Below are 23,595 nucleotides of genomic sequence, written 5' to 3' on the forward strand. Positions count from 1 at the left end.
GTTGTCGGCGCAGAGTCTACTACAGTCTTATATAAGACAAAAGATACAATACATTTTAGCCAGCAAAACCGTCACTTTTTTCCACAAAAATCTGTAGCGTGATAAACTTGCGCAGCTAAATCAAGGCAATGCAACTTGCGTTGTGCGCCTTAAACGCACCAAGTCTAATTTTGTCGTCGTTGGCGAGCCTATCGCCGCTACTCGGAGTCGTTCTCACATGTCGCAAACAAAAAAACCTGTACGCGTTGCCGTAACCGGCGCAGCTGGCCAGATCGGCTATAGCCTGCTATTTCGCATTGCCTCTGGCGCGATGCTCGGCCCAGACCAGCCAGTGATCTTGCAATTACTGGACATCACACCATCATTGCCAGCGCTCAATGGCGTAGTGATGGAATTGGATGACTGCGCATTCCCGTTGCTGCAAGGCATCGTACAAAGCGACGACCCTGAAGTTGCGTTTAAAGACGCCGATATCGCCCTGCTTGTTGGTGCACGTCCACGCGGCCCAGGCATGGAGCGTAAAGACCTGCTCGAAGCCAATGGCGCGATCTTCACAACGCAAGGCAAGGCACTGAACAAAGTCGCTAGCCGTGACGTTAAAGTGCTGGTGGTTGGCAATCCAGCGAACACCAACGCGTACATCGCTATGAAAAACGCACCGGATCTGAACCCGGCCAACTTCACTGCCATGATGCGTCTGGACCACAACCGTGCCCTAACGCAAATCGCACAAAAAACCGGCTCTGCAGTCACAGACGTGACCAAGATGATCATCTGGGGCAACCACTCAGCAACTCAATACCCAGACCTGTTCCACGCTGAAGTGAAAGGCGCGAATGCAGCGACTTTGATCAACGATCAGAAATGGCTGGAATCTGAGTTCATCCCAACCGTACAGCAACGTGGCGCGGCAATTATTAAAGCGCGCGGTTTGTCTTCAGCTGCTTCTGCAGCTAACGCGGCAATTGACCATATCCGTAACTGGGTACTGGGCACACCGGAAGGCGACTGGGTAACGATGGGCGTTCCAGCGAACGGCGAATACGGCTATGAAGATCTGATCTACGGCTACCCAGTGACTTGTAAAGATGGCCAATACACCATCATCCAAGGCCTGGAAATCAGCGAATTTAGCCGCGCGCGCATGGATGCAACGGCGAAAGAGCTGGCAGAAGAGCGTGATGCTGTAAAACACCTGATTGCTTAATTAAATCGGTGATACAAAAAAGCCCATCAATCTGATGGGCTTTTTTGTTGCCATTGAATGCAACTGACTAGGGTATACGGTCAGAGTTCAATACTCGATTGAGCTACAGTCACATACCTATTCGTTAGGCAATAAAAAACCACACCGAAGTGTGGTTTTTTGTTTTGGCAGATTAAAAACTTAAGCTGCTTTGTTCGCTGCTTTAGTTGCTGCAGCAACTGATTTGGCGCCGGTTTCAACGGCAGCCACTGTTGCTTCAGTCAGATTGGCAGCGATGCGCTGGCTGGTTTTTTGTACGGTATCAAACGCGGTGTTTGCGCTTTCAACAGCGTTTTTGATCATATTCACAGCTGCGCTGCCTGCTGGTGCTTGCTGAGCAGCCTGATCTAGTGACGTCACCAGATTTTTGTTAAATTCCAGCACCTGCTCTTCGATCAGCTTGTTCAATTCAGCTTGAGTGCTGCTTGCTGCTTCGTACACAGTGCGTGCCACAGCGATGGTTTTTTCCACGCCAGGTTGTGACAGGGTTTTTTGCAGTTCAACCAGATCCTGCACGCTTTTCACTTGTGACAGCGTTTTGGCGGTTTCTGCGTTTTCAGCCAGCAAGTCACGAGCGATGCTCAATTGCAACTGGAACAAACGCTCGGCACCAGCCAGAGCGATGTTGGTCAGACGCAAAGATTTCTCAAGATTAGCTTGGCTCAGTTCGGCAAATTGTTTTTGTGCGTTAAACATGGCATTTCTCCGGTTAATGGTGCAGTGCAATAACGCCATTCTTATCCGCACAAACCCGTATGTCAAGCATTTTTTGTGCGTCGCACAAAAACTCTGGTTAAACCAGCTTCAACTTCCCATCTGCTTTTGCCGGATGGCCAGAATGGCCTGATTTCTCAGCGTTTTTAGCAAATTCAACTGATCAGGCGGCAATTGCAGCGAGTGCGCCAGCATACGGTCGGCGTAGAACAGGCCAATGGGCTTTTTATCAATCACCACCGGAAAAACCACTAGCGTCTTGGACTGCGATACTGTCCTGTACCAGGCGGGAATACGCTGGGCAATGCTTTCCGCATCCACGTCTTCAATAAATACATCAGCGTTTTTAGCCAGCACCAGCTGAAACACATCCACCAGCGGCGACACCGGAAAATTAAAACGCGGCAGGATGGCGTCCAGATCCTTGCCAAAACCAAAACGTGCCACCATCGTGCCTTTTTTCAGATCACGGGTACAAAACAGCACCCGGTCAAACCCGACGCTGCGAAACATGGTTTCCAGAATCATGCGCAAGACATCATTCAGGTTAAAGTCGCCCACCAGCGTATTGGTAATATCTTGCACCCCGGCGGATAACAGCGCCGCCGGATTGCTCAGCGTCATGGACTCGGCCGAGCCAGTACTGCTGTTAACGCCATCTGCAGTAGCAGCTTGGGCAGACTGCGCTGCAGCCGGAGGTTTCACGCCGGCCAGCGTGCGCAAGCTATTGGCAAATTCAGCCTGCCCCAGATCGATTTGCAGGATGGACAGATAAGCCAGGTATTGCTTGGCGGCATCGTGCAAAATGTCCTGAAACTCCCGCTCGGACCACGACACCACAGCCGAAAAGCGCTTGATGATGTTCTGGGTATACAGCAGCGCTTCGCTGGGCTTCATGCTGACCAGCGGCAGCATTTCGCTGGCCAGATTGGCAAACACGCGTAAACGTTCGGCCTGATTGGCCGGTTCTCGCACCTTGCTGGCAGGCAAAGGCCGCATGCTGGTCACAATTCGGTCGGGGAAATTCCACTCTCCGGCAATCGCCCCCCCCAGATCGGCATAACTGACGCCCAATATGGCTTCGGCGGCCACCGACTCGGTCTCGCCGGTCTGGCTTTTGCGCTTGATGATTTCAAGGCTTTCTTCATTAAAATAGAAATGCGTCAGCAATCGGCCCAGATGCTGGAACATTCCGCAAATCAGCGCTTCTTCAGCGTCGCGCCAGCCGCTTTTATCGGCCAGCTTGCGGCACAGAATGCCGCCAAAAAAGATTTCCAGCACGACATCGCGCAAACGCGCAGCATGGCTTTTGTTCTGCATATGTTCAAACAGCAGAATCGTCACCGCCAGGCTGCGAATCCGGTCAAAACCCAGAATCACAATAGCGCGTGACACCGTGCTGATTGCACCGCCAAACTGGCCAAAGCTGGCGGAGTTCACCACCTTGAGCAATTTATTAGTCAGCGAGAAATCCTGCAAAATCACACCGGACAGGCTTTGCACCTTTTCGGCCTGCGATTCGTCAACTCGGTTGATGGCATTAATCGTTTGCGAGAGCGCCGGAAAATCGGCCGAGTGTCGCATGCGCCGCAGCAAAAACTCCACCGTGCTATGCCGCCCTTCCGCCGCCTCGGCCTGTACGGCCTCACCCGCCGCATCAAGCCAGCCCAGCATGGCTGCGCGCATATCTCCGGCGTCGACATAACGTGATTCGGGGCTTTTAAACAGAGCCGCCATCACCAGATGATCAAGTTTCTCGTCGATCTTCTCGTTAAAGTTCGACGGAGGGACAAAATTCTCGTTGGCAGTTTTGTACAGAATGGCAATCACCGTTTCACCATCCGAAACGAGCTTGCCGGTCAGCATCTGATACAAAATCACGCCACAGGCAAACACATCGGCCTGCGCGTCAACCGGCAGATTGTTGATCATCTCGGGGGAAATAAAGCCGGCAGTCCCGGTCAGGCCTTCATAGTGCTGACCGCGCTGGCTGGCGACGCCAAAATCCATAATCCGTGGGCGGCGGCTTTCGTCGAGCATGATATTTTGCGGCTTCATATCACGATGAATCACGCCCTTGGCGTGCGCAGCCTGCAGCCCTTCCAGGATGGCCGCCATCATCTGCACGGCGGCAACGGGCGACATCTTCTTTTCGCGGCGCAAATAGTCGGCCAGCGTTTCACCGGCCACATATTCAAAGACCAGACAGGGGTGCGCATGATCAGCAAATGCGTCGTACAGCGTGACGATATTCGGATGCTGAATCCGGCTGACCAGCTGCGCCTCGGCTAGCGCTTGCAGCGGCTGGCTGTGCAGCACTTTGATTGCAACCTGTCGGTCCAGATGGGTATCCTGCGCCAGATACACCAAGCCTTGCGCACCCTGGCCAATTTTCTTTTCGACCTGAAAACGGCCCTCACCAAACGACTTCATCTCACACCCGTTTATTCTATTTTGCTGCAATATAGCCCGAGCAGCCGTAAGGCAAGAAGCTCAATAGAATAAAACTGACTATCGAGGGAAAAACCGACCAGAAAACCAACAAAAACCAACCTTAGCGGCTTATTCGCCCGCTGGTACCAGCACGGTGCGGTTGCCATTGCTTTCCATGCCGCTGACTATGCCGGCACTTTCCATTTGTTCGATCAAGCGGGCTGCGCGGTTGTAACCGATGCGAAACTGCCGCTGCACCGCCGAAATCGAAGCCCGGCGACTACGAATTACATGCGCAACGGCTTCGTCGTACAAGGGATCGCTCTCTTCGGCATCCCCCGGCACGCCCGACCAGTTACCCGCTTCGGCCTCATGCGCCGGATAGAGCACGCCCTCGATGTAATTGGGCTCGCCCAATTGCTTGAGGTATTCAACCACACAATGCACTTCGGCATCGTCGACAAACGCGCCATGAATCCGCTGCGGATAGCCCGTGCCAGGCGGCAGGAACAGCATATCGCCCTGCCCGAGCAAGGCCTCTGCACCCATTTGATCGAGAATCGTGCGGCTATCGATTTTGCTTGAGACCTGAAACGCCAGCCGCGTCGGGATATTGGCCTTGATCAGTCCGGTAATCACGTCAACCGACGGGCGCTGCGTCGCCAAAATCAGATGGATCCCCGCTGCGCGTGCTTTTTGCGCCAGCCGGGCAATTAATTCCTCGATTTTCTTACCTGCCACCATCATCAAGTCGGCAAACTCATCGACCACCACCACAATCATCGGCAGATGTTCCAGCGGCTCGGGGTCATCCGGCGTCAGTGTGAATGGATTGGTCAACTTCTTGCCCGCCGCCTCGGCCTCGGCCACTTTCTGGTTAAAACCGGCTAAATTCCTCACGCCCATCGCGCTCATCAGGCGGTAGCGTTTTTCCATCTCGCCGACACACCAGTTCAGCGCATTGGCAGCCAGCTTCATGTCGGTAACCACCGGCGCGAGCAGATGCGGAATGCCTTCGTACACCGACAATTCGAGCATTTTCGGGTCGATCATAATAAAGCGCACTTCATCGGGCGTGGCTTTAAACAGGATCGACAAAATCATCGCATTCACGCCCACCGATTTACCCGAGCCGGTCGTACCGGCTACCAGCATATGCGGTGTTTTGGCTAGATCCGTTGCGACGGGTATACCGCTGATGTCCTTGCCTAGTGCGATGGTGAGAGGGGATACCTGCCCATGGTATTCCGGCGCGGATAAAATCTCGGACAGTCGGATCATTTGCCTTGTTGGGTTGGGTAATTCCAGCCCCATGCAGGTTTTACCCGGAATCGTTTCGACCACGCGCACCGAAGCCAGACCCAGCGAGCGCGCCAGATCTTTGGCTAAATTCACCACCTGCGCCCCACGAATGCCGGTCGCTGGCTCGACTTCAAAACGCGTAATCACCGGCCCAGCATAAGCATCGAGCACGCTGACCTTGACTTTGAATTCGTTGAGTTTCTCTTCGATCAGAATGCTGCGCTCGAGCAAGTCCTCCTGACTGACCGTAATGGTCTGCACCGTGGCTGGGCGCAATAGCTCCAGCGGCAGACACAAACCGTCTTCACCGCGCCAGGCCGGATCTGCCGCCGCACGCGACGCGGGGGCTAGCGCGTCCGGGCGCAAAAAAGCGGTCGGTCGCTGCGGCACAGATACAGCTGGAGGCACTGCCGGTGCGCTTTCGGCCACTTCATCCGGCATACCTATCGATGTATCTGCCTCAACAGCATAACTATACTGCCCCGCAGCCATATACCCCTGCAGCAAAGATGGGGCAGCAGGTGACTGACTGGCTACATTTGCTGCGAAATTGACCGGCGCAGCTGCGGACGGGGGCACTGGATAAAAGCTCTCTTCGCCCGTAATGTCAGATGCTGGCTGAGCAAGATCAATCAACTGCGATACTGGCGTGGGGTGGCTTGCCAGCGCAGACGGATCTAGCATCTGCGAAATCGGGCTCTGCAGAACCGAACCAGTTTGCGCTTGCGGAATCGGACTCACTTGCGCTTGAAGAGCCGGACTCAGCTGCGCTTGAAGCGCAGGCACAATCGCTGCCTGCGTTGCAGGGTTAACAGATGGCTGCGATGCCGGGCTGATTGATGCTGCAGGCATCGCTTGCTGCTGGCTGGATTGAAAAATCCGGATGACTTCGGGCGCAGGCGCACGATGGGCCACAGCGGGGGCTGGCGGCGGCGCGGTGCGCTGCGGGGCTGCGGCTTTGGGCGGCACTGGCGTTGCGGCACCCGAGCGATAGCTGTGTGTTGGCGTAATTTTCGGGCTCGGGCGCTTGCCGCTGTGAATATCCTGCAAGCGCTCGCGAATTTCGGACGGCTCAATCACCGGCAGTGGCTCTGGCGCTTTGCGCTCAGGCATTTTTGCGCCTTCAATCGCCAACTTGCGCTGGCTGCGCTCCAGATTGCGTTGAATATGGCTCATATCCAGTACCGGCAATTCGCGCCGGCTTTTGCGGGGTGCCGGAATCGGCTGACTGGGCGTTTTCACCTGCTCGGCCGATAGAAAATCCTTGGTCTCGCTCACCACAGAAACGGGTGAAACGGACGAAACTGGCGAATCAGGCACAGGGGCTAACGAGCTCAGTGTGGGCGAACTGCGGACAGGGGATGGAACGGGCTCAATGACGGCCTGATTCGCTCCACGCGGCGCGGCATCTGCGTGCGTCGGAATGATGCGCTCCAGCTGCGGCGTGCTTGCTGACAGAAATTCTGGCGGAGCATCACTCACCAACCCACTCACCTGCTCACTCGCCGCCTGCACGGTGGTAACTGGCGCGCTGGCGACTGACTTCACATCAGATTCAACACGGGGTTCTGCCAGGGTATTGGCTGCTAGCTCATATTCAGATTGGCTTGTATGCTGATACCCCTTAGTTCGAATCAGGGCTGCACCTTCACTCTGTTGCGAGGCGGGCTGCTGGATGGACGGCTGAGCGCTATTGCCAACACGTCTTTGCGCCGCAGCATCAACCTTGGCCTGAGGCACGGATGAGCTTATGCGTTCAGTCCTGGAGTCAGTCGAGACATCAATCGGCTCGGCGCTAACCTCAGGCTTGATGCTGTGCAGTACGTCGGCCATTTTGGCACCGATCTTACTAGACACAGGTTGAATCAGCGATTTAAGCGAGCCCACACCTTTGGCAGCGGCCTGGCTGACAGAAGAAAGCGGCAATTCAAACATGCCGTCCAGACGCGACGCCTCGGGCGCTTTAGCCGCTGCGGGTGGCTGATCCTGCTCTTCGGTACGAGCTTTTTTAGCTGGTTCAATGCCTGACAGATCGCCTTCCAGCTTCTGATTTAATACTTCAAACAACTGCTGTATCTTCTTCATGACGTTGATGCCGACCGATCTAACACGACAAAATACTTGCGCACAGCCTGCAGCACTTCAAAACGGCCGACAAAGCCGGCCGGAATCACCGCCGCCTCGCCCGCGCTGACCACCACGCCCTGCCCCTGCTCATCCAGCAGCCGCACCTGACCACTGATCACGCAGAAAAACTCTTCCTTATCCGGCGCAAAGCGGATATTCCAGCTTCCCACCTCGCACGCCCAGATACCACACGAGAGCACACCATCGCTCGAGGTGTAGTGCGCCCAGGTCGTGCGCCAAGGCGCACCCGAGACACGGCGATCTTCTCGTGGCTGATCAAAACTGGGCTCGACGGCCTGATTAAAATGGGTGATGTGCGCTAAAGTCATGCAAAAAATCCAGAAATTTGATGGTACCCGATCCATGCAGGAACCTGATACATACGTGGGGCAGATTCATACCGAGCAAGGCGATGCTGTTTCAAGGCCCTATTCCAAATCGCTATTCCAGTCATCCGGCCGCATCAGTGCATTGTCAAAGCGCGAGTACATGCCCTGAAACACCAAGGGCACCCGGCCGACCGGGCCATTACGGTGCTTGCCGACGATGCACTCGGCCAGGCCTTTGTGCGGGCTGTCCGGGTTGTAGTATTCATCGCGGTACATGAACATGATCAAGTCGGCGTCCTGCTCGATTGCGCCCGACTCGCGCAAATCGGACATCATCGGGCGTTTGTCGGTACGCTGCTCGACTGAACGCGATAGCTGCGAGAGCGCGATAATCGGGCATTTGAGTTCACGCGCCAACCCCTTGAGCGAGCGGGAAATCTCGCCCAGCTCGGTCGCCCTATTCTGATCTTTCGCGCCCGCGCGCCCAGCCATCAATTGCAAGTAGTCGATCACAATCAGGCCCAGCTGGCCGCCACATTGCCGCGCCAGTCGCCGCGAGCGGGTACGCACATCCAGTGCAGTCAGCGCGCCGGTTTCCTCGATAAAAATCGGCGCCTCCGATAATTTGCCCACGGCGTGCGTCAGCCTGAGCCAGTCTTCATCTTCAAAACGACCCGTTTTAAGCTTGTGCATATCGATCTTGCCCACCGAGCCGACCATCCGCATCCCCAGTTGCGCCGCGCCCATCTCCAGCGAGAAAATCGCCACCGGCAATTTACTGTGAATGGCGACGTTTTCGGCGATATTGACCGAAAACGCTGTTTTACCCATTGAAGGACGGCCAGCAACAATAATCAGATCGCCGCCCTGCAGACCGGAAGTCATTTTATCCAGATCAATAAAGCCGGTCGGCGTACCGGTCACTTCGGACGGATTGTCCTGCTGGTAGAGATAATCAATGCGCTCGACGATTTCTTTCAGAATCGGCGGCATGGTGTGAAAACCCTGCTGCCCTTTGGCCGATTGCTCGGCAATCTGAAATACCTTGGATTCGGCCTCGTCGAGCAATTCTTTGGCGTCACGCCCATTCGGGAAAAACGTCCCGTCGACGATTTCGGTGGCCACGGCCGAGAGCTGGCGCAATACCGATTTTTCACGGACGATTTCCGCATAGCGGCGAATATTGGCCGCCGATGGCGTATTTTGTACCAGCGAGCCCAGATACGAGAGCCCGCCAACATACGACAGATCATTGGTCGTATCGAGCGATTCTTTCACCGTGATCACATCCGCAGGGCGGTTGTGTTCAATCAGCTTGATGATGGCCTGAAAAATGCGCCGATGATCTTCGCGGTAAAAATCCTGCGCACCAATCACATCGGCGATGCGGTCAAACGCCGTGTTTTCCAGCATCAGGCCACCCAGTACGGACTGCTCGGCCTCGACCGAATGCGGCGGGATGCGGTAGGTGGCTGTCTCGTCAACTTGCGCTGCGGCATTGTATTCGGCTTGCATGTCGCGAACTAGCTCGGTAGGATATTCGTTCATTTTCACTTTTATGGCGGGTGTGGGCAGCAGATCAAAGCGCTGCCGACGATGGTTTTAACGCAGCAGGCCCACAGACTCAGGGTTTGCAAGAGAATCATTTTACTCCGCCGCACCCTTGATGACCATGCAGTCCATCCGTAAATCAGTCCTGGTTCCCCATTCTGCCGCACAAATGTATGAGCTGGTTGATCGCGTTGAAGATTACCCGCGCTTTTTGCCGTGGTGCGGCGGCGTTGAAGTGCACGAGCGCAGCGAGCAGATTCTGGATGTCACCGTCAAAATCGAATTTCTCAAAGTGAGTACTTTTTTTCGTACCCGCGATGAGAAATCGGCCAATGAAATCGTCATGCATTTCGTTGACGGGCCATTTAAAGCCCTGACCGGCATCTGGCGCTTTACCCCGCTAATGGAAGACGCGTGCAAAATCGAATTCGAACTCGATTACGAGTTTTCCAGCCGCACAATTGACGCGATAATTGGCCCGGTTTTTGGCAAGATCACTTCAACTTTTGTCGATGCTTTTGTCAAAGAAGCCGACCGAAAATACGGATAAATCCATGACAAACACCGACACCCTGATGACTGTTGAAGTCGTGTATGCCACAGCGGCGAAACAAAAATTGCTGCGTGTGAAAGTGCCTGCAGGTAGTACGGCGCAATACGCCATTGAAAAATCGGGCATTCTGGCCGAGTTTCCCGAGATTGATCTGGGCACGCAGAAAATCGGTATTTTCGCCAAAGCGGTCAAGCTCGACACTGTGCTACGCGAAAAAGACCGTGTTGAAATCTACCGCCCACTAATCGCCGACCCCAAAGAAGTCCGCCGCCAGCGCGCGGCCGAGGGCAAGGCGATGAAAAAAGGCGGCGGCGAAGCTTAAAGAGCCTTAATTGGCGCGATGCCCGCGCCTTTTCTCTGAACAATCAAGCGCTTGACGATGAAGGAACTGCGGCACCTTGAATTTTTAGAATGAACTTACCCGGCAATTGCAATACAATGTTTCCCCTATAAGCCGACAGTAAAAGTCGGCATCACCAACAAGAGACATTCGAGCAGACCTATGGGTACGTTGAGCAAAAGCATTTTTATCATTATTTTGTCGCTGATTTGTTCATTCTTGATCGGCAAATCGATTTACGAAAAAGAACAGCTCAATCAGGCACGCACCATGGCCAATATGGTCGAGCATATTGGCCAGTGGGCATCTCAATACCGGGGAATCTGGACCAAGGAAGCCAAAGGTGAAATCGTTGACCAGGGCTCTCACCTTGATACGCTGACCGTGTCGCTAGCCAATGAAGACAACTCGATCACCAGCGCCGAAGACATGGCCACCACGCTGAATTTCCACCTGAAAAATCCAGCGCTGGTGCAGCGCGAAATTTCCGACTTGATGATCGCTGATCAGAGCAAGGCCTCATACCGCATTACTTCGGACAAATTCATGAATGCGCGTAATAGCCCGACGGCGTTCGAGCGCAACGCCATGGAATATATGCGTGCCAATAATGTTACCGAATACAGCGAAGTCAGTAATGGCCGCACGCTGTATGCGCGCGGACTGATCGCCACCGCCGCATGCATGCGCTGCCATGAATCAGCAGAAAAAGCCCCGTATGCCGTGCGCAGCCTGTACCCGACGCAGGGTTATGGCTATGAGCTGGGCAAGGTCTCGGGCGTGATCTCGGTCAAAATCCCCTCGTCATACAGTGCCAGCAGTATTTTTAGCGCCTTGAACTTGCTCAGCCTGATCGCACTGGGTGTTTTTGCCTTCATCGTTTTTCTGCTGTGCCGACGCAAAGCAAATCAAGACTGGACAGATCAAGACTGAGCCGCCAAACCCGACTAGGCGGCAGACCGCCTACCCGAAGACGATTTAGCCGAGCTTACCCTCGTCAGCCAACTGGCGAATCAGCTTGATGGTGTCGATATCGGCCTCTTGCCAGGCCGACTTCAGATAGCTCAGGTATTTATCCAGCTCAGGGTCAGCGCCAACGGGGTGCGGCGTTTCATAGCAGAAGCGCACAAACAGCGCGCCCTCTTGCGGCTCTTCGATTCTCATCCACAGCTGCCCACCCAGATGCATATCGCTGGGCTGGGTGTCATAGTGCACCGACACTTCGTGCTGGTAATAGATGTGGTCAATCACTTCGAGCTTGCCCATGACAATGCGGCGATGAATGCCTTGCTCATGCCGGTGAGTCACTGCCGCTTCATCAATATGCTCGACAAATTCCATCGGCGATTCTGCACGGTACACCAGGCCTTGCCAGAGCTGGTTGCGCGTCAGCAAGTTTGCGCCAGGGTGCAATAAATCGTTGATCTGAACCAGATGCTCAAATTTCATCGTCGGTACTCGCTACGCAAAATTGCAGATTATAGCCAATCAGCACGGAGTCAGCCCGCCGCGCTTAGAGTGATTTGAAGTCAATTTCGCCAACATGATTGAATACATAATCAGGTTTATACGGAAATTCATCGAGCATTGGCAAGGTTGTCACTCCCGAGAGCACCAGCGCAGTTTTCATGCCGGCCTCCATGCCACCGACAATATCGGTGTCCATTCTATCGCCAACCATGACGCATTCTTCCGGATGCACGCCCAGCTTGCGGCTGGCCAGCATCATCATCAGTGCATTGGGTTTGCCAACGATATAGGGCTTTTTGCCTGTCGCAGCGGAAATCGCCGCCAGTATCGTGCCAGCCGCCGGCTCATTGCCGCCTTCCACCGGATCAATCATGTCCGGGTTGGTCCCGATAAATTTGGCACCATGGTCTATAAAACGCACCGCCTTTTTCAGCTGCTCAAAGCTGAAAGTCGATGATTTGGCGACCACCACATAATCGGGATTGGATTCGGAAATCGAAAAGCCGACGTTATACAGCTCATTAATCAAGCCACCGCCACCAATCACATAGACCTTGGCGCGCTCTTTTTGCTGGCGCAAAAACATTGCCGTCGCCATCGCACTGGTAATGAAGTTCTCCTCGGAGAGGCCGTGAATGCCGAGCGATTCAAGCTTGAGTTTCAAATCCAGCGGGGTTTGCTCGGCGTTATTGGTTAAAAACAAAAACGGCGTTTTATCGGCCAGCAGTTTTTGCACAAACTCATTGGCACCATCAATCAGCTGCTTGCCGCGATAAATCACGCCATCCATATCGGAAATAACACTGGTCACCATAAGGCATCCTCTTGGGGTATAAGGCTAGAGGTTAATAAAATAAAGCACTAGCGGGCAATACATCAAAATATCTAGCGCTCGGCAGCCGGATATTTCTGCGCATTGAGCTGCATTTTGTGCAAGATCGCCTCTTCCATATCGACGCCCAGCTCATCGGCTAGGCGCAGCATATACAGCATGACATCGGCCATCTCCTGCGCGACGGGTGATTGCTCATCGACATCGAGCTGGGCCGCTTGCTCGGGAGTGAGCCATTGATAATGTTCAACAAGCTCGGCCATTTCGACCGACATGGCCATCACCAGATTTTTGGGATTATGATATTTGCGCCAATCACGCTCGTCGGCAAATTGACGGATTTTGATCGAGAGTTCGGCCAGATTCATGGGGTTTTTAAGACTTTGTGGACAGTAATCCGTAGAATACGCCCCCTAAACAGAGGAAAACCAGCATGACGATGAAAAAATACGAATTGGAAAAACGTAAAGCAGAAAAGCTACACAATGATTTGCACGGCGCCAGTACACCGGATCGGTTTGGTACGGCCAGCGCGAAAGAAAAACAACGCAAAAGCGGGATGAATAATCTGATGAGCAAACTGCTCGGAAAAACCCAGGCCAAATAATGCAGCGCACGATTTTCGATACGCCAGTGTTGCGGCATATTCTGCCGGGATTGGGCAGGCTGATGCTGCGAATTGCCGGCTGGAAAATTGAAGGTGAATTTCCCGATTTGCCCAAATACGTGCTGATCGGCGCCCCTCATACCAGCAACTGGGATTTTCCGGTCGGCATTGCCATCTGTTTTGCGCGGCGGCAAAAAGTGTACTGGATGGGCAAGCACACGCTGTTCTGGGGTCCGCTCGGACCAATTGCCCGCTGGCTAGGCGGCATTCCGGTTGATCGCCGCCAATCAAATTCACTGGTTGAGCAAATGGTGCAGGTGTTTGGCGAGCATGAGCAACTGGTGGTGGCCATCCCGCCGGAAGGCACACGCAAGAAAGTCGAAAAGTGGAAGACCGGTTTTTACTATATTGCCCTCGGTAGCCAGCTGCCCATTGTGTTGGGCTTTATCGATTTTGGCCGCAAGGTTGGCGGGTGCGGCGAAGTTTTTTATCCAACAGGTGATCTGGAGGCCGACATGGCCAAGATTCGGGCTTTTTATGCGCCAATCAAGGGTAAAAACCCGGAAAACCAGTAAAGAAAATCGCTCGCAAAAACAAAAAACCCAGCTAATGCTGGGTTTTCTACTTACTTAAACAAACAACTCTGAATTACAGAGGTTGGATGTTAGAAGCTTGTTTGCCTTTAGGGCCAGTAGTTACTTCGAAAGAAACTTTTTGACCTTCAGCCAAGGTTTTGAAACCTTTAGACACGATTTGAGAGAAGTGAGCAAACAGATCTTCGCCGCCTTCGTCTGGAGTAATAAAGCCGAAGCCTTTAGAGTCGTTGAACCACTTAACGGTACCTTGTGCCATTTTTCGTATCCTAAATTGCGGAAATATATAAAAGATGCACGAAAATCAAGGGAAAGCACTGCGGTACGGCCTAGCCACTACAACATACATCCACTGCTTGAAGATCCTGCGGTTGATATATTCGCCGAGCAAAGCTGGGCTGGCAAGCACTTTTTGCACAAAAACCACAAAATCTGAGCAAAATCGCATAATTGCGACGCGTTTATCCGCCAGACGTGATTTTTTACCCACCCAGCTGTGATTTAAACGCCATAAACTCGGTTTGCAGCGCCGCCAAGGCGACCTCTAGCTGCTCGACCCTTTCACGCAAGTCCGCCTGAGCCGATGGCGTAGCGGTACCCTGCGGGGCGCTTAAATCGATTTCCCCTGCGAGCAGATGCGCCCAGCGTGGTTCGCGCGCACCGCTCTGGCGTGGCAATAAGCACACCAGAGCGCCGCTGCTGCGTTCGGCCAACTCCTGCAAAAACGCTTCAATTGCCGAAATATCGGCAAAGCGGTGCAAACGCTCGCAGTTATTGCGCAATTCCCCCGCCGTTTGCGGGCCGCGCAGCATCAGCGTTGCCAAAACCGCAACCGATTGCGTCGGGACCTGCAGCACCTTACCCAGCTGATGGCTATAGCGGGCAACCCGCCCGCTCAGGTGATCCAGCACCCAGCCCGTATTTTTCAGCTCATCGAGCGCCGGGATCAAATCCGCTTCGCTCAGCTCCATCACCGGCTCGCGGCTGGTTTTCTGATTGCAGCCGGCGAGCAGGCCATTGAGTGTCAGCGGATAGGTATCGGGTACGGTACGTTCTTTTTCGATCAGCACCCCCAGAATACGAGCCTGCACCGGACTTAATTCTGCAATTTGCGACATACACAACTCCAAAGATTCATGCCGAAGAATGGAAAAAAGCTATAAACAATGCAGACGATCATACCGTGTTTCTTACAAACTACAGGAAAAATTGCCATGTCAAACTATCTGCAGCCAGTCAGCCTGGGAATCAGCTTGTTCATTCTGAGTTCGGTCAGCTTTGCCGCCGACATCCGGCCGATGGAGGGGCGCTGGGCCATCACCAGCAGCTTGCCTGAGGCGCAACGAGCCGCAATGGCCAAAATGCCGCCAGAAGCCCTGCAGCAAATGCGCAAGCAAGGCATGGAAATCGATGCCAAAGCGGGCACCATGACTGTGACGCAATGCCTTGACCGGGCCAAACTTGAGCAATGGCACCAGATGGGGCAAGAGCCAAGCACAAAATGCGAGAAACCCAAGATCATGCAGCAAGGCAATACTGTCACGATGGATATGAAATGTAGCCAGCCCAGAGCGGCCACCATGCACAGCGTGATTACCTTTAGCAATCAGCGCGACCAGTACCAGTTTGAACATCTGATCAAGGCCGAAGGGCAGGAAATGCGCATGAAAGGTCACGCCAAACGCACCGGAGCTTGCCAATGAACACGCCCCTGGATATTGCCGGCGTCAATCTGATCAACCCGGCGATAGAAGACTGGAATGCGTTTCAGGATTTCAAAGAAGGGCTGGCCGATCATGCCCCGCAAATCGAGGCGCTGATCGCCAAGCTCAAGCAAGAAGGCAATGACAAGGTCACGCTGACCAATCTATTTCGCGAATTTCACAATATCAAGGGCGATGCCGGCCTGTGTCGTGTCACTTTTGTGATCCCGATCATGCATTGCGCCGAGACGCTGCTCTCGCGCCTGCGCGATGGCGAAATCCGCTTTACCGATGGTCTGGCCGAGATTTTCCTGCTGACACTGGATCGCATCGAACAAGCCACCGAGCTGCTCGCCGAACAGCAAAACCTGGCCCCGCTGGCGCTAACTTCACTGGCCAACGGCCTGCACAATCTGGCCCACCAAACGCCCAGCGACATTGACGCAGCGACCAGCCGGCTCATCGAAGCCGTCACCGGTTTCAAGCCCGGCAGCGCACTCAACAAGGACTTTACACCGGCTGCGCAGGCGCGCAGTACGCAGGAGCTACATCAGGATCTGATTTTCTTTCGCGAAATGGCGATGCAGCTGGAAGCCCGCTCGGCGCTGTTTCATGGCCGCACTGCGCGCAATCTGGGCTATGCGCTGGCAACCAATAAAATGGCGGGCAACCGGGTTGACCCGGAGCAACTGGAGGCGGCGGTGTATCTGCACGATATCGGCATGATGTTTCTGCCCGAGTCACAATGGCTCAAACCGGAAAAACTCTCGCCTGACGCCATCGTCGAGCTGCACAAGCATCCACGCTGGGGGGCCGAAATAGCCAATCGCTTTGTCGGCTGGCAAGCGGCGACGCAGATGATTTTGCAGCATCACGAAACGATTACCGGCAATGGCTATCCGCACGGCTTAAGTGAGGGGCAGATTTGTGACGGCGCCAAAATTCTGGCGATTGTCGATGCTTTCGAAGCCATTTTGCTCAAACACAGCCACCGTGGTCAGCAAAAATCAACCTTGCGGGCGATTGCCGAAATCAATGCGTGCGACCGGCAATTTGCTGCCGAATGGGTTCAAGCCTTCAATCAGGTGATCCGTAAACAGATTGAAGATACTCAATAGGGTATATCACTGCAGATCAATTCTAGATTTACCCGCAGAGACATACCCCTTAATTAAATCTTTTCCATCGGCAATAGATAGCGCCACTGCCCAGCTTCCAGCCCACCTAGCGGCAAGCGGCCAATCCGGTTGCGTTTGAATGCTTTGACGGTCAATTTGGCCACATCGCACAAATCGGGCACCACGCCTTCGGCATTGGCGCGAATCACCATACGCAATTGCTGCTCGCTCTGGCGGCTGGTTTTCCAGCCTTTGATTGGCTGCTCATCAAACATTCTGACGGCATTCATCGCCTCAATCTGGCTGTCAGTCGCAGCCTGATCAAGCCAGACCAGATATTCCTGCTCGAAATCATTGATTTGCGCCAGCTTGGCGGCCAGGCGGACGTCCTGCGTCAGCAGCACCAGCCCGCTGGCCTCGGCGTCCAGACCAAACGGAGTTGTTAGCCGCGAACGGTGTTTTTTCAGCCAGACTATCCCTGATCTATCATCGGCAGCGCGGTTTTCCGGCACAAAAAACTGCGTATATTCCTCGCCCGGCCACACCGACACACCGACGGGTTTGTGCCAGATCAGCGTCACCTTGTCTCTGGGCGCGAGCGCGCTGCTCAGCAGATCGCTGTCAACGATTTTGATGTCCTGATGTGGCAAGACGCGGCTACCGAGGACATCCACAATTTGCCCATCCACCTGCACACGCCCTTCGGCAATCAGCACGTCGGCTTGCGTACGCGAGCACAGCCCAAGCTCCGCCATACGTTTGGAAAGGCGGATTGCGTCTGGATTATCTTGGCTCATGGTGCGGATCTCATTGCTAAAACGCTATTGTACGCAGTTTCAGCGACTTCAATCGAGGCGAACTTTCCCGCGCAGCGATTTAATGCTGCCACGCTGGTTCTTTTTATCCATCCGTGTTTGTTGCGAGCCCCAGCTGGGTTTGGTCGCCCGGCGCGCTTTGGGTTTATGTGCGACCTGATCGATCAGCGCCTGTAGCCGCTGCAAAGCCTCATAGCGATTGGCTTCAAGGCTGCGCGAAGCCTGCGCCTTGATAATAATGACGCCTTCTTTGCTAATGCGTTGATCGGGCCAATGCAACAGCCGGCTTTTTAGCTCATCGGCCAAGCGCGAGGCGCGAATGTCAAAGCGCAAATGCACCGCGTTCGAGACCTTGTTAACGTTCTGCCCGCCCGCGCCTTGCGCGCGGATGGCGGTAAAAACAACGTCTGCTTCGTCAATCTGATTTGTCATTGCGCGTCAAATCCATTTGACAGTTAAAAAAAACAGCCGACCTAGGTCGGCTGTCGGATAGCTGCGGCAACGGCGCTTTAAACGCGCTGACCTTGGGCAATCTGAATAATACGCATGGTGTTGGCTCCGGTGTTCACGCCATTGCTTTGCGAAGCCAGCGTGACAATCACGCGATCACCTGGCACCACTTTGCCGGTGCGCAGCAGCTCAAGCTGGGCATAAGCAACGTGCGCTTCGCGATCTGCACCGATATTGGCATCGACCATAATCGGCGTCACATGGCGATACAACGCCAGCTTGCGATAGGTATTCACTTCCTGCGTGAACACATAAATTGGCACACCGGTGATATAGCGTGACAACCACAGCGCAGAAGCGCCCGAATGCGAAATACATACGATGGCTTTCACATTCATATTGCTGCTGGCGTACACCGCTGCCATGGTGACAGCCTGATCAATGCGCTCGAAATCGCTGACGTTGTCAAATTCGCCTTCGATTTTGCCCTCGCCCGAACGCTCGGCTTCAAAGCAAGTCCGCGCCATCGCCTGCACCGCTTCCAGCGGATATTTACCCGCCGCCGATTCAGCCGACAACATCACCGCGTCAGTACCATCGAGTACCGCATTGGCACAGTCGGATACTTCGGCGCGCGTTGGCACCGGGCTGGTAATCATCGACTCCATCATCTGTGTCGCAGTGATGGTGAGTTTGTGTTTTTTACGTGCCAGTTTGATCATGCGTTTTTGCAAGGCAGGAACAGCGGCATCGCCCACTTCAACCGCCAAATCGCCACGCGCCACCATGATGCCGTCTGATGCATCAAGGATTTCTTCCAGATTGGTAATCGCTTCGGTACGCTCGATTTTGGCGATCAGCAAAGCATGGCCGCCTGCTGCGCGAACCAAGGTGCGTGCCATATACATATCGGCCGATGATTTCGGAAATGACACGGCAATATAATCTGCTTCAAGTACCGCAGCGGTCTTGATGTCTTCCATGTCTTTGGCCGTCAGCGCCGGGGCAGTCAGGCCACCGCCTTGGCGGTTAATCCCTTTGTTATTCGACAGCGGGCCGCCCACGGTGACCGTCGTGTAGACTTTAGCGCCAACAACAGAATCAACCACCAGCTGGATTTTGCCGTCGTCGAGCAGCAACACTACGCCTGGCTCAACGTCATTGGGCAACTCTTTATAATCCAGACCCACGGTGTCCTGATTACCCAGCTCGCACTCGGCATCCAGCACAAATTTTGCGCCTTTGACCAGCTCGATTTTATTCTTTTCAAATTTGCCAACGCGGATTTTCGGGCCTTGCAAGTCGGCCAATACAGCGACTGATTTACCCAGCTTTTTGGCAATCGCACGCACGGTGGCGGCGCGATCAATATGATCCTGAGCGGTGCCGTGCGAGAAATTCAAACGAACGGTATTTACACCGGCCTGAATCAGGCTTTCCAGTACGGCTGGATCGGTTGAAGCAGGGCCAAGCGTGGCAACGATTTTTGTACCGCAATGCATAAAAGAAAGTCTCCGAGAAGAAAAAGCTGGTTTGTCAGGCCGAACAATACGCCACTCTGATCACGAAAGACATGATTTAAAGCAGGGAAAAAGCTAAACCTGTATTTTTTTTCAATATTTTTTTCGAATCAAAATTGCAAAAGGTCAATCCGGAATTTGCGTAATTTTACTACATCCAAAGCCAGACTCAACGCGCAATCGCAGCGTATTATCCAAAGCCACGATTAATCGGATCGTCAGCAGCAGCCATGATCGTGAAGATTGCACCAAAGACTGGCCAATCCGCGCTTGCCGTGCACCATGGCAGTGCAATTCAGAATTAGTAAATAATAGGGTATTTCCCTGCAGACCAATCAGATCAATAGCTACAGAGCAATACCCAGTAAATCAGCACCATTCCTGCTTTTAGCAGCCGCAGATCAGCAATATCAGTCACGCTGTTGCTTTTATTTCACGTCGGATTTTTTCTGTCGTGCACGCGCTTTTTCTGCCGCCTGATACGCCAGATAGTAGCGATTGACCGTCGAGACATAATCCACCATGCCACGGCTCACTGAAGTAAGCGCGACCTGCTCGACATGACCAACCCAGATATTCGGATTCAAGCCCTTGGATTTGGCAATCCGGCGCAGTTGCGCTAGCCGTCCTTCGCCGGCGTTATACGCCGCAATCATGAAATACAGCTGGTTTTCTTCGCTAATGCCTTCGCGGCTGTACATTTTGCGCAAGTAGTTCAGATAAATGGCCGCGGCCGAGATATTGCCTTCGTTGCTGTGCGGATCGCGCACGCCCATGGCCCGGGCGGTTGACGGATTCACCTGCATCACGCCGGTCGGGCCATTCTGGCGAATGACGGGGCTGAGCTTGGATTCTTTCTGTCCGATAGCAGCCAGCAGCAGCCAGTCCAGATTATTGGCCGCCGCCGCCGCCTGGAAAATCGGTGAAAAAATGGCCAGTTTATCCATTGAGGTGACTTTGTCGCTGCGCTCGACCTTGCCATCGACAATCAGATGTCGGCGGGTCAGCTCAATCGCTTTGTCCAGCGAAGTAAACTGCCGCGAAGCAATATAGTTATTCAAATCATTGGCCAGCGCCGGATTAGCCTGATCAACCAGCCACACCAGGGGGCTGCGCGCGCTCAGGCATTCGCCCAATTTGAGCTTGCCATACGTGCTGGCCCACAGTTTGTAGACGGCACGGCTGCTGAGTGTTTGCTGCTCGGGATTGGTATTGATGTCGCGCAAGAGCATTTCGGCATTGTGGCCGATGGGTGCTTCGTCGAGAACAAGCTGCTTGTCCTGCTGGCTTAACAGGCGGCGAGCGTAGCTGCCGCTGGTCAACATCAGCGGCAGCTCAGCCAGCGTCGCAAAAGACAGCGCCTGCTCGCGCTGCCCGAGCAGGCACCATTCATCACTGGCATACGGCTCGGTCACGCCGACCAGACTTTTCAGTGATTCGGAAAAAGGAATCATCCCCGCAGCAATATCACCCCGACCCTCGCGCAAAGCCGGAATCAGCTCGCCCGCATCAACAGGAATAAATTGCAGACGAATCGGCGGGCGCGATTTGGGCCGACGACGGTTAAGCTCGGATTCAAAGCCTTGCAGCATCGCAAATTCCAGCCCGTGCGGTTTGCCGTCTTTAATAAAATAAGTCGACGGCCCCAGCGCCACCAGCACCCGCAAGCGGGCTGGCGGATTTTGCGGATCATACGGCTCGCCCTCTTGTGGCAGCGTTAAAGCGGCCATCGCAGGATGATGGCTTTCGGCTGCAGCAACCGGCTTTTTCGCTGGCGTGCGACCTTCCTTTTTCGCCCAGAGCGCAGCGGGCGCAAGCAGGAAAAAACTGCATAAAAACAATAGCAAAGCACGCCTCATTCGGGCTTCTCCAGCATAGTTATGGCCTGATTCTATATCGCGGCATGTCAATGTCCAAACGCAGGCCGTATAATTGCGGCTCGGAAAATCACACCCCAAGTACACCCATGCCTTTGCTCATTGTTGAAAATGCTCACCTCGCCTTCGGTCACTGGCCGCTTTTAGACGGTGCCAATCTGGTGCTGGAACCCGGCGAGCGCGTGGGGCTGATCGGCCGCAATGGCGCGGGCAAATCATCCTTACTGAAAACCATTGCTGGCGTGAACAAGCTCGACGAAGGCGCAATCCGCCTGATCAATAATGCCCGCATGGCTTTTGTGCCACAGGAGCCGGTATTCGAGCCGGGGCATACCGTCTACGAAGCCGTGGCCGAAGGTCTGGGCAATGTACGTCAGTTACTGCTTGATTACCACGCTGCAATTCACGATCTGGATGACTCGGATGAAGGCATGCAGCGGCTGGCCGATTTGCAGCATGAGCTGGAAAACCAGGACGGCTGGCGGCTTGATTCACTGATTGCCAACACCATGTCGATTCTGAATCTGCCACCCGATACGCCAGTCAGCGCCTTGTCTGGCGGCTGGAAAAAACGCGTAGCACTGGCGCGTGCGCTGGTGACCGAGCCTGATGTGCTATTACTCGATGAGCCAACCAATCATCTGGATGTCAGCGCGATTGAATGGCTGGAAACGCTACTAAAAAATTTCAGCGGCAGTGTGTTGTTTATTACCCACGACCGTAGCTTCCTTGATAACGTCAGCACGCGTATTGTTGAACTCGATCGCGGCAATATCGTTAGCTTCCCTGGCAACTTCTCGGCCTACGAAGTCAAAAAAGCCGAATTGCTCGCAGTGGAAGAAACCGCCAATCGCCAATTTGACAAAGTGCTGGCGCAGGAAGAAGTCTGGATTCGTCAGGGCATCAAAGCGCGCCGTACGCGCAACGAAGGCCGCGTGCGCCGTCTGGAAGCCTTGCGTCGCGAACGCGCCGCACGGCGCGAGCGCGTTGGTAATGTCTCGTTCCAGCTTGATGCGGGCGAGCGCAGCGGCAAACTGGTCGCCGAGCTGGAAAACGTCAGCAAGTCGTACACTAATCCGGATGGCAGCGAAAAGGTGTTAATCAAGAATTTCACCACCCGATTGCTGCGTGGCGACAAGATCGGTCTGATCGGCCCCAATGGTGCGGGTAAAACCACGCTATTGAAAATGATTCTGGGCGATTTGCAGCCCGATACCGGCAGCGTCAAACAGGGCACCAATTTGCAAGTGGCCTATTTTGACCAGTTCCGCGAACAGCTAGATGAAGAACAATCGGTTGCCGATACCGTCGGCCAGGGCAATGATTACGTTGAAATCGGTGGCCAGCGCAAGCACATCATCGGCTATCTGGAAGAGTTTCTATTCCCGGCCGAGCGCGCGCGCAGCCCGGTCAAATCACTGTCCGGTGGCGAGCGCAACCGCCTCTTGCTGGCGCGCCTGTTTACCAAACCGGCCAATATTCTGGTGCTCGATGAGCCAACGAATGACTTGGATATCGACACGCTGGAATTACTCGAAGAATTGCTATCGAGCTACACCGGCACCGTGTTTGTCGTCAGCCATGATCGCGCCTTCCTTGATAATGTCGTGACGCAAACCATCGTTTTCGAACCCAATGGCGTACTGCTGGAAAACGCGGGTGGCTACGCCGACTGGATCAGCGCCCGCACGCGCATGCTCAGCGCGCAGGCAGAAACCAAGAAGGCAGCCCCTGCAGCAGTTAACGTGGCGGCAAAAGCGGTGGACGAAAAACCCAAGCGCAACAAGCTGAGTTTTAATGAAAACCGCGAACTGGAACAAATCCCTGCCGAGCTGGAAGCACTCGAAGCCGAACAAGCAAAATTACAACAATCTTTACTCGATCCTACAATTTATCGCACCGAGCCGATCAAAGCACGTGAAATGCAAGATAGAATTGAGCAAATCGAGTTGCTGACGCTTGAAAAGCTTGAGCGCTGGGAAGCCTTGGAGGCCAAGAAAAATCTTTGACATCAG

23 protein-coding genes are annotated in these 23,595 nt (G+C 54.1%); 9 read left to right on the top strand and 14 right to left on the bottom strand.

All coding sequences use genetic code 11. The features are described 5' to 3' along the window. Window positions 1–217: 217 nt before the first annotated feature. Entirely contained in the window at window positions 218–1,207 is a 990-nt protein-coding gene (locus tag FLS37_RS13475) for a malate dehydrogenase (protein WP_157670494.1), read from the top strand. A gap of 180 nt (window positions 1,208–1,387) precedes the next feature. On the opposite strand, the gene FLS37_RS13480 is transcribed toward FLS37_RS13475, so the two are convergent. The 5 genes from FLS37_RS13480 to dnaB all read right to left on the bottom strand — a co-directional run bounded on the left by FLS37_RS13480 (window position 1,388) and on the right by dnaB (window position 9,666). Beyond that, window positions 1,388–1,942, bottom strand: a complete 555-nt coding sequence (locus tag FLS37_RS13480) for a phasin family protein (RefSeq protein WP_157670495.1) — start codon at window positions 1,940–1,942, stop codon at window positions 1,388–1,390. Between the two features lie 108 nt (window positions 1,943–2,050). After that, window positions 2,051–4,393: a serine/threonine protein kinase gene (locus FLS37_RS13485; protein ID WP_157670496.1), complete on the bottom strand. Its 2,343-nt coding sequence runs from the start codon at window positions 4,391–4,393 to the stop codon at window positions 2,051–2,053. Window positions 4,394–4,522: 129 nt separating this feature from the next. Beyond that, window positions 4,523–7,780 (bottom strand): DNA translocase FtsK, encoded by a 3,258-nt coding sequence (locus FLS37_RS13490; RefSeq protein WP_157670497.1) that lies wholly within the window; start codon window positions 7,778–7,780, stop codon window positions 4,523–4,525. Beyond that, window positions 7,777–8,151 (bottom strand): cupin domain-containing protein, encoded by a 375-nt coding sequence (locus tag FLS37_RS13495; protein WP_157670498.1) that lies wholly within the window; start codon window positions 8,149–8,151, stop codon window positions 7,777–7,779. Before FLS37_RS13495 ends, FLS37_RS13490 begins: the two co-directional genes overlap by 4 nt. A gap of 99 nt (window positions 8,152–8,250) precedes the next feature. Beyond that, the gene (gene dnaB / locus FLS37_RS13500; RefSeq protein WP_232522607.1) at window positions 8,251–9,666 is read right to left on the bottom strand and encodes a replicative DNA helicase; all 1,416 of its coding nucleotides are present in this window, start codon (window positions 9,664–9,666) and stop codon (window positions 8,251–8,253) included. Window positions 9,667–9,823: 157 nt separating this feature from the next. Here dnaB and FLS37_RS13505 point away from each other — a divergent pair, with 157 nt between their 5' ends. The 3 genes from FLS37_RS13505 to FLS37_RS13515 all read left to right on the top strand — a co-directional run bounded on the left by FLS37_RS13505 (window position 9,824) and on the right by FLS37_RS13515 (window position 11,528). After that, a complete protein-coding gene (locus FLS37_RS13505) occupies window positions 9,824–10,252 on the top strand; it encodes a type II toxin-antitoxin system RatA family toxin (protein WP_157670530.1) in 429 nt (142 codons plus the stop codon). 4 nt (window positions 10,253–10,256) lie between these two features. Further along, window positions 10,257–10,577, top strand: coding sequence for an RnfH family protein (locus tag FLS37_RS13510; RefSeq protein ID WP_157670500.1), 321 nt, complete (start codon window positions 10,257–10,259; stop codon window positions 10,575–10,577). Between the two features lie 180 nt (window positions 10,578–10,757). Next, a complete protein-coding gene (locus tag FLS37_RS13515; RefSeq protein ID WP_157670501.1) occupies window positions 10,758–11,528 on the top strand; it encodes a DUF3365 domain-containing protein in 771 nt (256 codons plus the stop codon). A gap of 45 nt (window positions 11,529–11,573) precedes the next feature. Here FLS37_RS13515 and FLS37_RS13520 read toward each other — a convergent pair whose 3' ends face one another. From FLS37_RS13520 to FLS37_RS13530, 3 genes are all read right to left on the bottom strand, one after another. Beyond that, a complete protein-coding gene (locus tag FLS37_RS13520) occupies window positions 11,574–12,044 on the bottom strand; it encodes an AtaL-like protein (protein ID WP_157670502.1) in 471 nt (156 codons plus the stop codon). 64 nt (window positions 12,045–12,108) lie between these two features. Then, the gene (locus tag FLS37_RS13525) at window positions 12,109–12,879 is read right to left on the bottom strand and encodes an HAD-IIA family hydrolase (RefSeq protein WP_232522604.1); all 771 of its coding nucleotides are present in this window, start codon (window positions 12,877–12,879) and stop codon (window positions 12,109–12,111) included. Between the two features lie 71 nt (window positions 12,880–12,950). Next, window positions 12,951–13,265, bottom strand: a complete 315-nt coding sequence (locus FLS37_RS13530; RefSeq protein WP_157670503.1) for a nucleotide pyrophosphohydrolase — start codon at window positions 13,263–13,265, stop codon at window positions 12,951–12,953. A gap of 65 nt (window positions 13,266–13,330) precedes the next feature. On the opposite strand from FLS37_RS13530, the gene FLS37_RS13535 reads away from it, so the two are divergent. Both FLS37_RS13535 and FLS37_RS13540 read left to right on the top strand, forming a co-directional pair. Next, window positions 13,331–13,504, top strand: a complete 174-nt coding sequence (locus FLS37_RS13535) for a hypothetical protein (protein WP_157670504.1) — start codon at window positions 13,331–13,333, stop codon at window positions 13,502–13,504. Beyond that, window positions 13,504–14,079, top strand: a complete 576-nt coding sequence (locus FLS37_RS13540; protein ID WP_157670505.1) for a lysophospholipid acyltransferase family protein — start codon at window positions 13,504–13,506, stop codon at window positions 14,077–14,079. The genes FLS37_RS13535 and FLS37_RS13540 overlap by 1 nt, the downstream gene beginning before the upstream one ends. A 73-nt stretch (window positions 14,080–14,152) precedes the next feature. Here FLS37_RS13540 and FLS37_RS13545 read toward each other — a convergent pair whose 3' ends face one another. Both FLS37_RS13545 and FLS37_RS13550 read right to left on the bottom strand, forming a co-directional pair. After that, window positions 14,153–14,356 carry a cold-shock protein gene (locus FLS37_RS13545; protein WP_157670506.1) on the bottom strand — a complete coding sequence of 68 codons (204 nt, stop codon included), beginning with the start codon at window positions 14,354–14,356 and terminating at the stop codon, window positions 14,153–14,155. Between the two features lie 223 nt (window positions 14,357–14,579). Continuing rightward, entirely contained in the window at window positions 14,580–15,215 is a 636-nt protein-coding gene (locus FLS37_RS13550; protein WP_157670507.1) for a YceH family protein, read from the bottom strand. Between the two features lie 96 nt (window positions 15,216–15,311). Here FLS37_RS13550 and FLS37_RS13555 point away from each other — a divergent pair, with 96 nt between their 5' ends. Together FLS37_RS13555 and FLS37_RS13560 are read left to right on the top strand one after the other, a co-directional pair. Continuing rightward, entirely contained in the window at window positions 15,312–15,800 is a 489-nt protein-coding gene (locus tag FLS37_RS13555) for a DUF3617 family protein (protein ID WP_157670508.1), read from the top strand. Then, complete coding sequence (locus FLS37_RS13560) at window positions 15,797–16,918, top strand: HD domain-containing phosphohydrolase (RefSeq protein WP_157670509.1); 1,122 nt, start codon at window positions 15,797–15,799, stop codon at window positions 16,916–16,918. Before FLS37_RS13555 ends, FLS37_RS13560 begins: the two co-directional genes overlap by 4 nt. Window positions 16,919–16,971: 53 nt before the next feature. Here the strand turns inward: FLS37_RS13560 and FLS37_RS13565 are convergent, their stop codons facing one another. From FLS37_RS13565 to FLS37_RS13580, 4 genes are all read right to left on the bottom strand, one after another. Further along, complete coding sequence (locus tag FLS37_RS13565) at window positions 16,972–17,715, bottom strand: S4 domain-containing protein (RefSeq protein WP_157670510.1); 744 nt, start codon at window positions 17,713–17,715, stop codon at window positions 16,972–16,974. A gap of 48 nt (window positions 17,716–17,763) precedes the next feature. After that, window positions 17,764–18,165 carry an alternative ribosome rescue aminoacyl-tRNA hydrolase ArfB gene (gene arfB / locus FLS37_RS13570; protein WP_157670511.1) on the bottom strand — a complete coding sequence of 134 codons (402 nt, stop codon included), beginning with the start codon at window positions 18,163–18,165 and terminating at the stop codon, window positions 17,764–17,766. A 77-nt stretch (window positions 18,166–18,242) separates the two neighbouring features. Continuing rightward, a complete protein-coding gene (gene pyk / locus FLS37_RS13575; RefSeq protein WP_157670512.1) occupies window positions 18,243–19,685 on the bottom strand; it encodes a pyruvate kinase in 1,443 nt (480 codons plus the stop codon). 446 nt (window positions 19,686–20,131) lie between these two features. Further along, window positions 20,132–21,562, bottom strand: coding sequence for a transglycosylase SLT domain-containing protein (locus FLS37_RS13580; protein ID WP_157670513.1), 1,431 nt, complete (start codon window positions 21,560–21,562; stop codon window positions 20,132–20,134). Window positions 21,563–21,669: 107 nt separating this feature from the next. On the opposite strand from FLS37_RS13580, the gene FLS37_RS13585 reads away from it, so the two are divergent. Then, window positions 21,670–23,589 (top strand): ATP-binding cassette domain-containing protein, encoded by a 1,920-nt coding sequence (locus FLS37_RS13585; protein ID WP_157670514.1) that lies wholly within the window; start codon window positions 21,670–21,672, stop codon window positions 23,587–23,589. Window positions 23,590–23,595: the final 6 nt, after the last annotated feature.

Source organism: Chitinibacter sp. GC72, assembly GCF_009760905.1.
Lineage (GTDB): Bacteria > Pseudomonadota > Gammaproteobacteria > Burkholderiales > Chitinibacteraceae > Chitinibacter.

What these genes read in the sequence shown, in the direction of transcription:
- FLS37_RS13505 (WP_157670530.1), top strand. Translation starts at nt 9,824, where the DNA reads ATGCAGTCCATCCGTAAATCAGTCCTGGTTCCCCATTCTGCCGCACAA.
- FLS37_RS13580 (WP_157670513.1), bottom strand. Translation starts at nt 21,562, where the DNA reads ATGAGGCGTGCTTTGCTATTGTTTTTATGCAGTTTTTTCCTGCTTGCG.
- FLS37_RS13525 (WP_232522604.1), bottom strand. Translation starts at nt 12,879, where the DNA reads ATGGTGACCAGTGTTATTTCCGATATGGATGGCGTGATTTATCGCGGC.
- FLS37_RS13585 (WP_157670514.1), top strand. Translation starts at nt 21,670, where the DNA reads ATGCCTTTGCTCATTGTTGAAAATGCTCACCTCGCCTTCGGTCACTGG.
- FLS37_RS13480 (WP_157670495.1), bottom strand. Translation starts at nt 1,942, where the DNA reads ATGTTTAACGCACAAAAACAATTTGCCGAACTGAGCCAAGCTAATCTT.
- pyk (WP_157670512.1), bottom strand. Translation starts at nt 19,685, where the DNA reads ATGCATTGCGGTACAAAAATCGTTGCCACGCTTGGCCCTGCTTCAACC.
- FLS37_RS13560 (WP_157670509.1), top strand. Translation starts at nt 15,797, where the DNA reads ATGAACACGCCCCTGGATATTGCCGGCGTCAATCTGATCAACCCGGCG.
- FLS37_RS13510 (WP_157670500.1), top strand. Translation starts at nt 10,257, where the DNA reads ATGACAAACACCGACACCCTGATGACTGTTGAAGTCGTGTATGCCACA.
- FLS37_RS13565 (WP_157670510.1), bottom strand. Translation starts at nt 17,715, where the DNA reads ATGAGCCAAGATAATCCAGACGCAATCCGCCTTTCCAAACGTATGGCG.
- FLS37_RS13540 (WP_157670505.1), top strand. Translation starts at nt 13,504, where the DNA reads ATGCAGCGCACGATTTTCGATACGCCAGTGTTGCGGCATATTCTGCCG.
- FLS37_RS13545 (WP_157670506.1), bottom strand. Translation starts at nt 14,356, where the DNA reads ATGGCACAAGGTACCGTTAAGTGGTTCAACGACTCTAAAGGCTTCGGC.
- FLS37_RS13555 (WP_157670508.1), top strand. Translation starts at nt 15,312, where the DNA reads ATGTCAAACTATCTGCAGCCAGTCAGCCTGGGAATCAGCTTGTTCATT.
- FLS37_RS13485 (WP_157670496.1), bottom strand. Translation starts at nt 4,393, where the DNA reads ATGAAGTCGTTTGGTGAGGGCCGTTTTCAGGTCGAAAAGAAAATTGGC.
- dnaB (WP_232522607.1), bottom strand. Translation starts at nt 9,666, where the DNA reads ATGCAAGCCGAATACAATGCCGCAGCGCAAGTTGACGAGACAGCCACC.
- FLS37_RS13495 (WP_157670498.1), bottom strand. Translation starts at nt 8,151, where the DNA reads ATGACTTTAGCGCACATCACCCATTTTAATCAGGCCGTCGAGCCCAGT.
- FLS37_RS13530 (WP_157670503.1), bottom strand. Translation starts at nt 13,265, where the DNA reads ATGAATCTGGCCGAACTCTCGATCAAAATCCGTCAATTTGCCGACGAG.
- FLS37_RS13520 (WP_157670502.1), bottom strand. Translation starts at nt 12,044, where the DNA reads ATGAAATTTGAGCATCTGGTTCAGATCAACGATTTATTGCACCCTGGC.
- FLS37_RS13515 (WP_157670501.1), top strand. Translation starts at nt 10,758, where the DNA reads ATGGGTACGTTGAGCAAAAGCATTTTTATCATTATTTTGTCGCTGATT.
- arfB (WP_157670511.1), bottom strand. Translation starts at nt 18,165, where the DNA reads ATGACAAATCAGATTGACGAAGCAGACGTTGTTTTTACCGCCATCCGC.
- FLS37_RS13550 (WP_157670507.1), bottom strand. Translation starts at nt 15,215, where the DNA reads ATGTCGCAAATTGCAGAATTAAGTCCGGTGCAGGCTCGTATTCTGGGG.
- FLS37_RS13535 (WP_157670504.1), top strand. Translation starts at nt 13,331, where the DNA reads ATGACGATGAAAAAATACGAATTGGAAAAACGTAAAGCAGAAAAGCTA.
- FLS37_RS13490 (WP_157670497.1), bottom strand. Translation starts at nt 7,780, where the DNA reads ATGAAGAAGATACAGCAGTTGTTTGAAGTATTAAATCAGAAGCTGGAA.
- FLS37_RS13475 (WP_157670494.1), top strand. Translation starts at nt 218, where the DNA reads ATGTCGCAAACAAAAAAACCTGTACGCGTTGCCGTAACCGGCGCAGCT.